The sequence below is a fragment of the Bacillus sp. AFS018417 genome (assembly GCF_002560985.1).
GTDB classification, from domain to species: Bacteria; Bacillota; Bacilli; order Bacillales; family Bacillaceae_G; genus Bacillus_A; species Bacillus_A rhizoplanae.
Map to the genome: position 1 here is coordinate 1 of NZ_NTTM01000053.1, position 13,595 is coordinate 13,595.

The following is a 13,595-nucleotide window of genomic DNA, read 5'->3' on the forward strand; positions in this document are numbered from 1 at the left end:
CGTTCATGAAAGGAAGTTTCACTTTATAAAGTCGTTAAAAAGTTACAAAAGTTTCGCAATGGTTGTTTTTTGTTGTAAAATAAAAGTAGAGTATGTATATTCGGTTGTAATCATATGATGGAATATGTAAAGAAAAACTAAGAAATGAACGATAAAGATGTTTTTTTGTGATTTTTTCGGAATTTAAGAAAGTTTTAAAGGGGATTTTCACATAATTGTCGAACAATTCATGTAGTCTAGAAGCTAATACTTTATGTCGGGAGAAATCATTTGTAGGGAGGAAAAGCTGTGGAGAAAATTAAAGTGTGTCTCGTGGATGATAATAAAGAACTTATATCTATGTTAGAGAGTTATGTTGCCGCTCAAGATGATATGGAAGTGATTGGGGTAGCTTACAATGGTCAAGAGTGCTTAAATTTATTAAAAGAGAGACAACCGGATGTACTGGTCCTTGATATTATTATGCCACATTTAGATGGACTCGCAGTGTTAGAAAAAATGCGTCATATTGACCGTTTCAAACAGCCAAATGTTATTATGCTAACAGCGTTTGGGCAAGAGGATGTGACAAAAAAAGCTGTTGAGTTAGGTGCATCATATTTTATATTAAAACCATTTGATATGGAAAACTTAACAAGTCACATTCGTCAAGTGAGTGGAAAATCAAGCGCTACAATTAAACGTCCACTATCAGCTTTTCGTTCTGTAACAACGTCTGATGGAAAACCAAAAAATTTAGATGCGAGCATTACAAGTATCATTCATGAAATTGGTGTACCAGCTCATATTAAAGGGTATATGTATTTGCGCGAGGCGATCTCAATGGTATATAACGACATTGAGTTGCTTGGATCAATTACAAAAGTACTATATCCAGATATCGCAAAGAAATATAATACAACGGCAAGCCGTGTCGAACGTGCAATCCGTCATGCGATTGAAGTTGCATGGAGCCGAGGGAATATTGAATCTATTTCTTCTTTATTTGGTTATACTGTCTCCATGTCAAAAGCGAAACCTACGAACAGTGAATTCATCGCGATGGTTGCAGATAAATTAAGGCTTGAGCATAAGGCGAGCTGAATCAACGATATCAATAGATGAAGCGGTTTTGTTTATAAAAGTAAGTTCAGCAATAAATTTCTTTTTTAATCAATAAATCATTGATATACAAATCGATGAACATTCCTTTTATGGTAGTTTTAGATAACCATCATGAAAGGAATGTTCATTTTTTATACCGCATTAACGGGCAGTAAGCGCCTCACCTCAAGATTCAGAGAAAAGCAAAGAAGATAGGTGGGGGATAACTGCTGGCATGTGCCTGATTGGTTCAACTAACCATCAGCATCAGTGGGGGATGAAGAAAGCTTCCGGTGATGGAAGTTTCACTTCATAAGAAAAGTCCTGTGCATAACAGGACTGTCTATTCTGTATCTTTATTTTGTTTTTCTAATTCAACAAGTTTTTGAATTAAAATATGCTGAGGCATATGCATAAGCTGTTCAAGTGGAACACCGAGAGCTTCAGATAACTTAATAGCTGTGTCTGGTGAAAGTTGTAATGGTTTCATAAAAGTACCTCCTTTTTGTATAGTATAACATAAAGAGAAGTCGTCATTGGCGGGAGATTCGCTAATGGTAGTAGCTCGTAAGGTTTGTAACCTGCAATGATTTCTTACTAGCAGTTAGAGCAGATAAGATTTGAGGTGAGAAGATGACGCTTATTTTTGGACATCGCGGGGCTGCGGGAACATACCCAGAAAATACAATGGTTTCTTTTCAAGCGGCGGAGCAGTTCGGAGCGGATGGAATTGAATTGGATGTTCAGTTCACAAAAGATAGAAAAATTGTTGTTATTCATGATGAAACAGTAAATCGAACGACGAATGGAAAAGGTGCAGTTCGGAATTATTTATATGAAGATTTGCGTTCGTTAGATGCCAGTTATACATTTTATGATAAGGTCGGTGTGTGCCGTATTCCTTTATTAGAAGATGTGTTAGAATGGCTAGAAACAAACAACCTTTTTCTTAATATCGAATTAAAGAATAATAAGGTGCCGTATCGAGGGTTAGAAGAAGAGGTGATTACGCTCGTTCGAAAATATAATATGGAGGAGCGAATTATTCTATCTTCTTTTAATCATTATAGTATGAAAAAGTGTCATATGATGGCTCCTGATATTGAAACAGCAATTTTATATAAAGAAGGGCTGCATAGTCCGTGGGCTTATGTGAAAAAGATGGGAGCCAGTGCTATTCATCCGAACTATCGTTATATTTCGGATGGGATTATAGAATTAACGATGATAAATGGTGTAGCGGTGCGTCTATATACGATTAATGATGAAGAAGTGATGAGAAAGTTTTTGAGGATGAATGTGACCGCTATTATTACAGACTATCCAGAGCGTGTGAAAAAGCTATTACAAAGTGGAAAATGAGACCTTTCTTCAGAGAAGGTCTCATTTTTCGTATGAACGTTTGATATTGTGGAATATTTCAAGGTGAAGAATTCTATTCGGTTATTCGCAAGCAGTAAGCCCCCCACCTCAAGATGGAGAGAGAAGCGAAGAAGATAGGTGTGGGATGACTGCCCGTAAAAGCCCAATTGGTTCAACTAACTATCAGTGGGGGGATGAAGAAAACCCCACCGATAGAAGTTTCACTTTATCTTCGAAAGCGAGCTTGTACTTTATTTCGTTTTCGGTCACGATATAAAACGAATCCGCCAAAAATATAAAAACCAATCGCAAAGCAGAGTGCTCCAATTAAAAATTGTAACCATAATACAGGGATTGGAGAGAAAAGAATACCGAAGACAGTATCTCTCATCAGTTTAATACCTAGCACAGCTAGTAAAATAGGGATAACTGCTAAAAAAAGAGCGAGGTAACGCTGCATGTGGAAAACTCCTTTTCAGACAATTTAGTATATACAAAATGATGTTATAATTTGTATTCGTTTGTCAAGAGGTTTCGGAACAAGTAAGATAGAGGTGTGAAAAATTTTGCAGAGGTGCTGCGGAAGGATTGGTGGCATATGAGACAAAGAGCATTAATTATTGGAGCGGGTGCTGGGGGTAGTGCGATTCTAGGTCTGCTGCAAAAATCGAATATATTTGAAGTGGTTGCGATTGTGGATATTGATGAAAAGGCAAAAGGTATACAACTTGCAAAGGGTCTTTATATTTCTACAGGAAGTGATTGGGAAGCGTTTATACGAGAGGATATTGATGTCATCTTTGATATGACAGGTGACTACAGTGTGTATGAAAAGGTTTTAGTGAAGAAAAAAGAAGATGCACTGCTTGTCCCGGGTGACGTTGCGAATATTGTTGTTAAGCTTGCGCATGAAAAAGAAATGTTAATTGGGCAGTTGAAAGAACAAACGCAGCAGCGTGACCTGATTTTAAATTCAACGCACGATGGTATGATTGTTGTTAATAAAGATGGGAATGTACTATTATTCAATAAAAGTGCGGAAAGAATGATAGGCTATAAAAGCGAAGATGTTGTTAATAAGTACATTTTAGAAGTAATTCCAACAAGTAAGTTACTTCGTATTGTTCGTACGAAACAAATTGAGATTAATCAAGAATTAACATTACATAATGGAAAGAAAATTATTTCAACGCGCATTCCAATTTTAAATGAAATTGGAGAAGTGCAAGGGGCGTTTGCGGTTTTTAAAGATATTACCGAAATTGTAAATTTGGCTGAAGAAGTGACGAATTTAAAAGAAATTCAAACGCTGCTAGAAGCAATTATTCATTCTTCTGAAGAAGCGATTTCCGTTGTTGATGAACAAGGACGAGGGCTTGTTATTAATCCAGCCTATACAAAATTAACAGGTCTTTCTGAAGAGGATATTATTGGTAAACCGGCGACAACGGATATTGTAGAAGGAGAAAGTATGCATATGAAAGTGCTCCGGACACGCAGAGCAGTGCGTGGTATTCACATGAAGATTGGTCAAAAAAAGAGAGATGTTATTGTAAACGTAGCCCCGGTTATTGTTGATGGGATTTTAAAGGGAAGCGTTGGTGTGATTCGTGATGTATCCGAAATTCAAAAGTTAACAAATGAATTAAATAGGGCAAGACAAATTATTCGTACGTTGGAGGCGAAATATTCATTCGATGATATTGTTGGAACGTCAGAAGAGATTATAGCGGCAATTGAACAAGCGAAACTAGGAGCGAATACACCAGCGACGGTACTACTGCGCGGAGAGTCAGGAACTGGAAAAGAATTATTTGCGCATGCCATTCATAATGGCAGCAATCGGAAGTACAATAAGTTTGTTCGGGTGAATTGTGCAGCAATTTCCGAATCGCTATTAGAAAGTGAACTATTTGGTTACGAAGAAGGAGCATTTTCCGGCGCGCGACGCGGAGGGAAGCGTGGTTTTTTTGAGGAAGCAAATAATGGAAGTATTTTCTTAGATGAAATAGGAGAACTGTCTGCGAATACACAGGCGAAATTACTCCGTGTTTTGCAAGAGAAAGAAATTGTGAGGGTCGGAGGTACGAAGCCGGTTCCTATTAATGTTCGAGTTATTGCCGCAACGCATGTGAACTTAGAAAAGGCAATTTTAGATGGTGATTTTCGGGAAGATTTATATTATCGCTTAAATAAAATTCCGATTCATATTCCATCTCTCGGTCAACGTAAAGAAGATATTGCTGAAATTGCTGATCGGTTAATTCAAAAAATTAATCAAGATTATGGGCGCAATGTCGAAGGACTAACGGAATCAGCGGTGCAGTATTTGCAGTCGTATGATTGGCCTGGAAATGTTCGAGAGCTTGAAAATATTTTAGGGCGAGCAATTATTTTTATGAATTATAATGAAATGTATATTGATGTATATCATTTACCTCCGTTACATCAAGATGACCAATCTGAATTGAAAGGGAGCAATTTACTTCCTGACTTAGAAGAAAAGCCTCTTGATGATTTAGTAGCTGAATTTGAAGGGAATATTATTCATGAGTACTTATCTAGATTTGATGGGAATAAAACGAAAACGGCCCAAGCATTAGGGGTTTCGGTTCGGAATTTATATTATAAACTAGAAAAATACGAACGTGCAAAAAATGGCATGCAATAAATTTCATACCGTGCAAGAAATTGCACGGTAAATATAATGCGGCAAAATTAGACGGAATTTTTTGTTTAGTTACAAAATGTTGATTTTTCTACGTTTTGAATGCGTTTTCAAAAATATTTAAAGGGGATTTAAAAGTTGGCACGATATTTGCTTTAATATAAGCGAGGGACGACGAGGAAGGGTTGATTACAAAATATGAAGTTACAAACTTTAATTGATCAGGCAGCAGAGCAGCCGAAAAAAACAGTTGCTGTTGCAGTAGCTGAAGATCATGAAGTAATTGAAGCAGTTGCAAAGGCTGTTCAATTACAGTTAGCTCAATTTCGTCTATATGGAAATCAAGAAACGATTATGAATATGTTACAAGGACATGGATTACAGCCTTCAGAACATATTGAAGTAATCTCTGCTACATCTAATGCAGAAGCTGCTGAATTAGCAGTAAAAGCTGTAAGAGGCGGAGAAGCAGATGTACTTATGAAGGGGAATATTCCAACCGCTAGCATTTTGAAAGCAGTATTAAATAAAGAATGGGGTCTTCGTAAAGGCGGTGTGTTATCACACGTTGCAGCTTTTGAAGTACCCAATTATGATCGCTTTATCATTGTAACAGATGCAGCGATGAATATTGCTCCAGATGTGCAGCAAAAAGCGGCTATTGCACAAAATGCAGTTGAAGTTGCCCGGGCAATAGGAGTGGAAGTACCGAAAGTAGCTCCGATTGCTGCTGTGGAAGTTGTAAATCCAGTAATGCAAGCAACGATTGATGCAGCAATGTTAACGCAAATGAATCGTCGAGGACAAATTAAAGATTGTATCATTGATGGACCACTTGCTTTAGATATTGCCGTTTCACAAATTGCAGCAGAGCATAAAGGAATTCAAAGTGATGTAGCTGGCAAAGCAGATATTTTACTCGTCCCAACAATTGAAGCTGGAAATGTATTATATAAATCGCTTGTATACTTTGCAAATGCAAAAGTAGGAGCGATTATCGCCGGAGCAAAAGCACCGATTGTGTTAACATCTCGCGCAGATTCAGCAGAAACAAAAGTGTATTCATTAGCATTGGCAGTTACGACTGCTTCTAAATAAACTTTCTTGCAGTACATGTTTTATTTTCATTAATGATTAAGGAAATGAGTCCAGTATAACGGGCTAAAATCGAAAATGTTAAACATATCAAGGGGGAAATTACAATGACATTAGAAATTTTCAAATACTTAGAAACTTACGATTACGAGCAAGTAGTATTCTGTCAAGATAAAGAATCAGGATTAAAAGCAATTATTGCAATTCATGATACAACTCTTGGACCAGCTCTTGGCGGAACAAGAATGTGGACATACGATTCTGAAGAAGCTGCAATTGAAGATGCTCTTCGTCTTGCAAAAGGAATGACATATAAAAACGCAGCTGCTGGTTTAAACTTAGGCGGTGCAAAAACAGTTATTATCGGCGATCCACGTAAAGATAAGAGCGAAGCAATGTTCCGTGCATTAGGCCGTTACATTCAAGGTTTAAATGGCCGTTACATTACAGCAGAAGATGTTGGTACAACTGTAGATGATATGGATATTATTCATGAAGAGACAGATTTCGTAACAGGTATTTCACCTTCATTCGGTTCTTCTGGTAACCCATCTCCAGTAACTGCTTACGGTGTATATGTTGGTATGAAAGCAGCTGCAAAAGAAGCGTTCGGTACAGATAGCTTAGAAGGTAAAGTAATTGCTGTTCAAGGTGTAGGAAATGTAGCTTATCACCTATGTAAACACCTACATGCAGAAGGTGCAAAATTAATCGTTACAGATATTAATAAAGAAGCTGTACAACGTGCTGTAGATGAATTTGGTGCAACTGCTGTTGAACCTAACGAAATTTACGGTGTAGAATGTGATATCTATGCACCATGTGCATTAGGAGCAACAGTAAATGATGAAACAATTCCACAATTAAAAGCGAAAGTAATTGCTGGTTCTGCAAATAACCAATTAAAAGAAGATCGTCATGGCGATATCGTTCATGAAATGGGTATCGTATATGCACCAGACTATGTTATTAACGCAGGTGGCGTAATTAACGTAGCGGATGAGTTATACGGATACAATAGAGAGCGTGCATTAAAACGTGTAGAAGCAATTTATGACACGATTGCAAAAGTAATCGAAATTTCAAAACGTGATGGCGTGCCAACATATGTAGCGGCAGATCGTCTTGCTGAAGAGCGCATCGCAAGCTTAAAAAATACACGCAGCACATTTTTAAGTAACGGCCACAACATTTTAAGCCGTCGCTAATTAATAGAAAAAGTAAATATGAAAGCAGTAGCGGCTTCATTTAGACGTTGCTACTGTCTTTCTAAATATAAATGGTGGAGGGAGCAGCTTTGTCCGTGAATCGAATTCTTGTCATTAATCCTGGTAGTACATCTACGAAGATTGGTGTTTTTGATAATGAAAGACCTGTTTTAGAAGAAACAATTCGTCATGACGAAGAACAGATTGGGAAATATAAGCGTATTATTGATCAATATGAATTTCGCAAGCAAACTATTTTAGAGGTGCTTCATTCCCATGGCATTAATATTTCTAAGTTAAATGCTGTATGCGGACGCGGCGGATTACTTCGCCCGATTGAAGGCGGTACGTATACAGTAAATGAAGCTATGCTAGAAGATTTAAAAAATGGTTATAGTGGCCATCATGCTTCCAATTTGGGAGGTATTTTAGCATATGAAATCGCTTCTGGACTTAACATTCCAGCGTTTATTGTTGATCCAGTAGTTGTAGATGAAATGGATGATATTGCCCGTATTAGCGGAATAGCTGGCATGGAGCGAAGAAGTATTTTTCATGCGCTAAACCAAAAAGCAGTAGCTCGTAAAGTTGCAAAAGAACTTGATCGTAAATATGAAGATTTAAACTTATTAATTGCACATATGGGCGGCGGTATTTCAGTTGGTGCTCATAAAAAAGGAAAAGTTATTGATGTAAATAACGGTTTAAATGGAGAAGGACCATTCAGCCCAGAACGTGCAGGAACAGTTCCGGTAGGTCAGCTTGTAGAAATGTGCTTCTCTGGTGACTATTACCGTGATGAAATGATGAAAAAAATCGTTGGACAAGGAGGCTTAGTAAGCTTACTTGGTACAAATGATGCAATTAAAGTAGAAAAGATGGTAGAACAAGGTGATCCAGAAGCAACACTTGTTTATACAGCGATGGCATATCAAGTTGCAAAAGAAATTGGCGGATCAAGTGCAGTTCTTCATGGGAAAGTAGATGCAATTGTTTTAACTGGTGGACTTGCATATAGTAAAATCCTTGTTGATGAAATTAAAGAGCGCGTTCATTGGATTGCCGATGTAATTGTACATCCAGGAGAAGATGAACTACAAGCATTAGCAGAAGGTGCGCTTCGTGTACTTCGTGAAGAAGAAGTTGCAAAAGAGTATGTTGTAAGGGAAAAAGAAACCGTAGCTAGGGGTTGAAAAATATGGCAAAAGAGTACGATTTAGTTATTGTTGGTGGCGGTACAGGCGGATACGTTGCTGCTATTCGTGCATCACAATTAGGACTAACAACAGCGCTTGTTGAAAAAGAGAATCTTGGTGGCACATGTTTACACAAAGGTTGTATCCCAAGTAAAGCGTTGCTTCGTAGTGCGGAAGTATACGCAACGGCGAAAAAAGGGGAAGAATTTGGTGTTGTTACAAGCGATGTTTCATTAAACTTTGCAAAAGTACAAGAACGTAAAGAAAAAATCGTTAGCCAACTTCATAAAGGTGTTCAGCATTTAATGAAGCAAGGGAAAATCGATGTATATGAAGGAATTGGTCGTATCCTTGGCCCATCTATTTTCTCACCGATGCCGGGAACGATTTCTGTTGAATTAGCAAGTGGTGAAGAGAATGAAATGCTTATTCCGAAAAACGTAATCGTTGCAACAGGATCACGTCCAAATTCTTTACCAGGACTTGAGCTTGATGGTGAATATGTTATGTCATCTGACCACGCTTTAAAAATGGAAGCGCTTCCTGAATCTGTTATTATTGTTGGTGGCGGTGTAATCGGTATTGAGTGGGCGTCTATGCTTGCTGATTTCGGTGTCGAAGTAACTGTACTTGAATATGCAAAACATGTTCTTCCACTTGAAGATCAAGACGTTTCTAAAGAAATGCAGCGTTTGCTTAAGAAAAAAGGTATTAAGATTGTAACTGGTGCAAAAGTATTATCAGAAACTTTAGTAAAAGATAATGGTGTTACAATTCAAGCGGAATTTAACGGTGAAAATAAAGAATTTAAAGCTGAAAAAATGCTTGTATCTGTTGGAAGACAAGCAAACACACAAAATATCGGCTTAGAAAATACAGATATCGTTGTTGAAAAAGGTTATATTCAAACAAATGAATATTATCAAACGAAAGAATCACACATTTATGCGATTGGCGATGTAATTGGCGGCTTGCAACTTGCACACGTTGCTTCTCATGAAGGAATTGTAGCAGTTGAACATATTGCTAGAAAAGAGCCGATGCCAATTGATTACTCTATGGTATCTAAATGTGTATATAGTAGCCCAGAAGTTGCTTCTGTCGGTTTAACAGAGCAAGAAGCAAAAGAAAAAGGCTATAAATTAAAAATAGGTAAATTCTCATTCCGTGCAATCGGTAAAGCGCTTGTATATGGAGAATCTGATGGTTTTGTGAAACTTGTTGTTGATGAAGAAACAAATGATATTCTTGGTGTTCATATGATTGGACCACACGTAACAGATATGATCTCAGAAGCAGGTCTTGCAAGAGTATTAGATGCAACGCCTTGGGAAGTTGCACATACAATTCATCCGCATCCATCATTATCAGAAGCAATTGGTGAAGCTGCGTTAGCAGTTGATGGAAAAGCGTTACACGGATAAAAGTGAACCATTGGGAATGGATAGTGTATCGTTCTTGCTTTATAATAGAGCGGGGTAAAAAGGATTTAGGAGGGTGTTAAAATGGCTGAAGTAAAAGCAAAGCGCCATGAAGAGCTTGGCTTAAGCGATGAGCAAGTATTAGAAATGTATCGCACGATGTTACTCGCACGTAAAATTGACGAGCGTATGTGGTTATTAAACCGTGCAGGGAAAATTCCTTTTGTAATTTCTTGTCAAGGACAAGAAGCTGCACAAGTAGGCGCAGCATTTGCACTTGATCGCGAAAAGGACTACGCATTACCATATTACCGTGATATGGGTGTCGTGTTAGCATTTGGTATGACAGCAAAAGAGCTTATGCTATCTGGATTTGCAAAAGCAGAAGATCCAAACTCTGGCGGACGTCAAATGCCTGGACACTTTGGACAAAAGAAAAATCGCATCGTAACAGGTTCTTCACCAGTTACAACGCAAGTACCGCACGCAGTAGGTATTGCATTAGCAGGACAGATGGAAGGAAAAGATTTAGTAACGTTTGTTACATTTGGAGAAGGTTCTTCTAACCAAGGTGACTTCCATGAAGGTGCAAACTTTGCAGGAGTACACAAATTACCAGTTATTTTCATGTGCGAAAATAACAAATATGCAATCTCTATCCCAGTTGAAAAACAATTAGCTTGTAAAAATGTATCTGATCGTGCAATCGGTTACGGTATGCCAGGATACACAGTAGACGGAAATGATCCGCTTGAAGTATATAAAGCTGTAAAAGAAGCGGCAGATCGTGGTCGCCGTGGTGAAGGTCCAACATTAATTGAAACGGTATCTTATCGTTTAACAGCTCACTCTAGTGACGATGATGATCGTGTGTACCGTGACAGAGAAGAAGTAGAAGAAGCAAAGAAAAAAGATCCAATCTATACATTTGCAAACTACTTAAAAGAAGTAGGTATTTTAACAGAGGAATCTGAAAAACAAATGTTAGATGACGTGATGCATATCGTAAACGAAGCAACAGAATATGCAGAGAATGCTCCGTATGCAGATCCAGAATCTGCATTAAAGCACGTATACGCGGAATAAGGGGGAACGTTTCATGGCTGTAATGTCTTATATTGACGCGATTACATTAGCAATGCGCGAGGAAATGGAACGCGATGAGAAAGTATTTGTATTAGGAGAAGACGTTGGTAAAAAAGGTGGCGTATTTAAAGCGACAACTGGATTATATGATCAATTTGGTGAAATGCGCGCGCTTGATACACCACTTGCAGAATCGGCAATTGCTGGGGTAGCAATCGGTGCAGCGATGTATGGAATGCGCCCAATTGCAGAAATGCAATTTGCAGACTTCATTATGCCAGCGGTAAACCAAATTGTTTCTGAAGCAGCAAAAATTCGTTACCGTTCTAACAATGACTGGACTTGTCCAATCACGATCCGCGCACCATTTGGCGGCGGTGTTCACGGTGCATTGTATCATTCTCAATCTGTAGAAGCACTTTTTGCAAATCAACCTGGTTTAAAAATTGTCATTCCTTCTACACCGTATGATGCAAAAGGTTTATTAAAAGCAGCAATTCGTGATGAAGATCCAGTATTATTCTTTGAACATAAACGTGCATATCGCTTAATTAAGGGTGAAGTGCCGGAAGATGATTATGTATTACCAATCGGAAAAGCAGACGTAAAACGTGAGGGTGATGATATTACTGTTATCACATACGGATTATGTGTTCACTTTGCTCTTCAAGCTGCTGAAAAATTAGCACAAGATGGCATTTCTGCTCACATTCTTGATTTACGTACTGTATATCCGTTAGATAAGGAAGCAATTATTGAAGCAGCTTCAAAAACAGGTAAGGTTCTTCTTGTAACGGAAGATAATAAAGAAGGAAGCATTATGAGTGAAGTAGCAGCAATTATCGCAGAAAATTGCTTATTCGACCTTGATGCACCAATTGCTCGTCTTGCAGGTCCAGACGTTCCAGCAATGCCATATGCACCAACAATGGAAAAATTCTTTATGGTAAATCCAGATAAAGTTGAAAAAGCAATGCGCGAACTTGCGGAATTTTAATCGGGGGGACTATACATGGCTGTAGAAAAAATTACGATGCCTCAGCTTGGGGAGAGTGTAACGGAAGGTACAATTAGTAAATGGCTTGTTTCTGTTGGTGATCATGTAAATAAATATGATCCGCTTGCAGAAGTAATGACAGATAAAGTAAACGCAGAAGTACCATCTTCTTTCACTGGGGTTGTTACAGAGTTAATCGCTGGCGAAGGTGATACATTAGCTGTTGGTGAAGTGATTTGTATGATTCAAGTTGAAGGTGCAAATGAAGTAGCTGCAACAGCTGTAGAAGAAAAAACAGAAGAGGCACCAAAAGCAGAGACAGCTGCATCAGCACCAGCAGCGCCAAAAGCGAAGCAACCAACTGATGGTAAGCCACGCTTTTCACCAGCTGTATTAAAACTTGCAGGTGAACATAATATTGATTTAGATGTAGTAGAAGGTACGGGAACAAATGGCCGTATTACGCGCAAAGATATTTTAAAATTAGTGGAATCTGGAAATATTCCACAAGCAGGTGCGAAGAAAGAAGCAGCAGCTGCACCAATTACGCAAGAAGCACCAAAGGCTGCGCCAGCACCAGCAGCTCCAAAAACAGAAGCGGCAAAACCAGTATCTGTACCAACAATGCCTGGAGATATTGAAATCCCAGTGACTGGTGTGCGTAAAGCGATTGCTGCAAACATGCTGCGCAGTAAGCATGAAGCACCGCATGCTTGGATGATGATTGAAGTGGATGTAACAGACCTTGTTTCATACCGTAATTCAATTAAAGGTGAATTTAAAAAGCGTGAAGGCTTCAACTTAACATTCTTTGCATTCTTTGTAAAAGCTGTTGCACAAGCATTAAAAGAATACCCACAAATTAATTCTATGTGGGCTGGCGATAAAATTGTTCAGAAGAAAGATATCAATCTTTCTATCGCAGTTGCAACTGACGATGAACTATTCGTTCCAGTTATTAAGCATGCTGATGAGAAAACAATTAAAGGTATCGCTCGTGAAATTACTGAGCTTGCAACGAAAGTACGTACGAAGTCATTAAAAGCTGACGAAATGCAAGGTGGAACATTTACAATCAATAATACAGGATCGTTTGGTTCTGTTCAGTCTATGGGTATTATTAATTATCCACAGGCGGCAATTTTACAAGTGGAATCTATCGTGAAACGTCCAGTGATTATGGATAATGGTATGTTCGGTGCACGTGATATGGTTAACTTATGTCTATCCCTTGACCATCGCGTACTGGACGGATTCATTTGCGGTAAGTTCTTAGGCCGTGTGAAAGAAATTCTTGAGAATACGTCTGCAGATAACACTTCTGTATATTAATCATAGGAAGGCCCGCCAATTGGCGGGCTTTTTTTACGTATATGAATGAGAAGTTTTTAAGTGGAAGCATATTTCCTATGTAAATTTGCAACTTAGCTGAAGATTTACATTGTTTTTTACATAGACAATACGGATAAACATAAACTA

The 13,595-nt window shown here is 38.3% G+C and carries 12 protein-coding genes; 10 read left to right on the forward strand and 2 right to left on the reverse strand.

The window, feature by feature from the left end; translation table 11 throughout:
- Positions 1 to 288 precede the first annotated feature (288 nt).
- Entirely contained in the window at positions 289 to 1,083 is a 795-nt protein-coding gene (gene spo0A, locus CN326_RS19305; RefSeq protein ID WP_098310592.1) for a sporulation transcription factor Spo0A, read from the forward strand.
- 343 nt (positions 1,084 to 1,426) lie between these two features.
- Here the strand turns inward: spo0A and CN326_RS19310 are convergent, their stop codons facing one another.
- Positions 1,427 to 1,573 (reverse strand): YycC family protein, encoded by a 147-nt coding sequence (locus CN326_RS19310; RefSeq protein ID WP_098310593.1) that lies wholly within the window; start codon positions 1,571 to 1,573, stop codon positions 1,427 to 1,429.
- A 143-nt stretch (positions 1,574 to 1,716) separates the two neighbouring features.
- Between CN326_RS19310 and CN326_RS19315 the strand changes: the two genes are divergently transcribed.
- Positions 1,717 to 2,445 carry a glycerophosphodiester phosphodiesterase gene (locus tag CN326_RS19315; RefSeq protein WP_098310594.1) on the forward strand — a complete coding sequence of 243 codons (729 nt, stop codon included), beginning with the start codon at positions 1,717 to 1,719 and terminating at the stop codon, positions 2,443 to 2,445.
- Positions 2,446 to 2,671: 226 nt separating this feature from the next.
- Here CN326_RS19315 and CN326_RS19320 read toward each other — a convergent pair whose 3' ends face one another.
- Positions 2,672 to 2,905 carry a DUF2627 domain-containing protein gene (locus tag CN326_RS19320; RefSeq protein ID WP_098310595.1) on the reverse strand — a complete coding sequence of 78 codons (234 nt, stop codon included), beginning with the start codon at positions 2,903 to 2,905 and terminating at the stop codon, positions 2,672 to 2,674.
- Between the two features lie 138 nt (positions 2,906 to 3,043).
- Here CN326_RS19320 and CN326_RS19325 point away from each other — a divergent pair, with 138 nt between their 5' ends.
- From CN326_RS19325 to CN326_RS19360, 8 genes are all read left to right on the forward strand, one after another.
- A complete protein-coding gene (locus tag CN326_RS19325; protein WP_098310704.1) occupies positions 3,044 to 5,116 on the forward strand; it encodes a sigma-54 interaction domain-containing protein in 2,073 nt (690 codons plus the stop codon).
- A 195-nt stretch (positions 5,117 to 5,311) separates the two neighbouring features.
- Positions 5,312 to 6,211 (forward strand): phosphate butyryltransferase, encoded by a 900-nt coding sequence (gene yqiS, locus CN326_RS19330; RefSeq protein ID WP_098310596.1) that lies wholly within the window; start codon positions 5,312 to 5,314, stop codon positions 6,209 to 6,211.
- Positions 6,212 to 6,315: 104 nt separating this feature from the next.
- Entirely contained in the window at positions 6,316 to 7,416 is a 1,101-nt protein-coding gene (locus CN326_RS19335; protein ID WP_098310597.1) for a leucine dehydrogenase, read from the forward strand.
- A gap of 89 nt (positions 7,417 to 7,505) precedes the next feature.
- Entirely contained in the window at positions 7,506 to 8,609 is a 1,104-nt protein-coding gene (gene buk / locus CN326_RS19340) for a butyrate kinase (RefSeq protein WP_098310598.1), read from the forward strand.
- Between the two features lie 5 nt (positions 8,610 to 8,614).
- Positions 8,615 to 10,036: a dihydrolipoyl dehydrogenase gene (lpdA, locus tag CN326_RS19345; RefSeq protein ID WP_098310599.1), complete on the forward strand. Its 1,422-nt coding sequence runs from the start codon at positions 8,615 to 8,617 to the stop codon at positions 10,034 to 10,036.
- Between the two features lie 81 nt (positions 10,037 to 10,117).
- A complete protein-coding gene (gene bfmBAA / locus CN326_RS19350; protein WP_098310600.1) occupies positions 10,118 to 11,119 on the forward strand; it encodes a 3-methyl-2-oxobutanoate dehydrogenase subunit alpha in 1,002 nt (333 codons plus the stop codon).
- A gap of 13 nt (positions 11,120 to 11,132) precedes the next feature.
- Complete coding sequence (gene bfmBAB, locus CN326_RS19355; protein ID WP_098310601.1) at positions 11,133 to 12,116, forward strand: 3-methyl-2-oxobutanoate dehydrogenase subunit beta; 984 nt, start codon at positions 11,133 to 11,135, stop codon at positions 12,114 to 12,116.
- Positions 12,117 to 12,131: 15 nt separating this feature from the next.
- On the forward strand, positions 12,132 to 13,448 hold the full coding sequence (locus CN326_RS19360; protein ID WP_098310602.1) for a dihydrolipoamide acetyltransferase family protein: 1,317 nt from the start codon (positions 12,132 to 12,134) through the stop codon (positions 13,446 to 13,448).
- The last annotated feature ends 147 nt before the right edge of the window (positions 13,449 to 13,595 follow it).

Coding starts and splice junctions, on each gene's coding strand:
- bfmBAB (WP_098310601.1), top strand. CDS start 11,133: ATGGCTGTAATGTCTTATATTGACGCGATTACATTAGCAATGCGCGAG.
- CN326_RS19335 (WP_098310597.1), top strand. CDS start 6,316: ATGACATTAGAAATTTTCAAATACTTAGAAACTTACGATTACGAGCAA.
- CN326_RS19315 (WP_098310594.1), top strand. CDS start 1,717: ATGACGCTTATTTTTGGACATCGCGGGGCTGCGGGAACATACCCAGAA.
- bfmBAA (WP_098310600.1), top strand. CDS start 10,118: ATGGCTGAAGTAAAAGCAAAGCGCCATGAAGAGCTTGGCTTAAGCGAT.
- CN326_RS19325 (WP_098310704.1), top strand. CDS start 3,044: ATGAGACAAAGAGCATTAATTATTGGAGCGGGTGCTGGGGGTAGTGCG.
- lpdA (WP_098310599.1), top strand. CDS start 8,615: ATGGCAAAAGAGTACGATTTAGTTATTGTTGGTGGCGGTACAGGCGGA.
- yqiS (WP_098310596.1), top strand. CDS start 5,312: ATGAAGTTACAAACTTTAATTGATCAGGCAGCAGAGCAGCCGAAAAAA.
- CN326_RS19310 (WP_098310593.1), bottom strand. CDS start 1,573: ATGAAACCATTACAACTTTCACCAGACACAGCTATTAAGTTATCTGAA.
- CN326_RS19320 (WP_098310595.1), bottom strand. CDS start 2,905: ATGCAGCGTTACCTCGCTCTTTTTTTAGCAGTTATCCCTATTTTACTA.
- CN326_RS19360 (WP_098310602.1), top strand. CDS start 12,132: ATGGCTGTAGAAAAAATTACGATGCCTCAGCTTGGGGAGAGTGTAACG.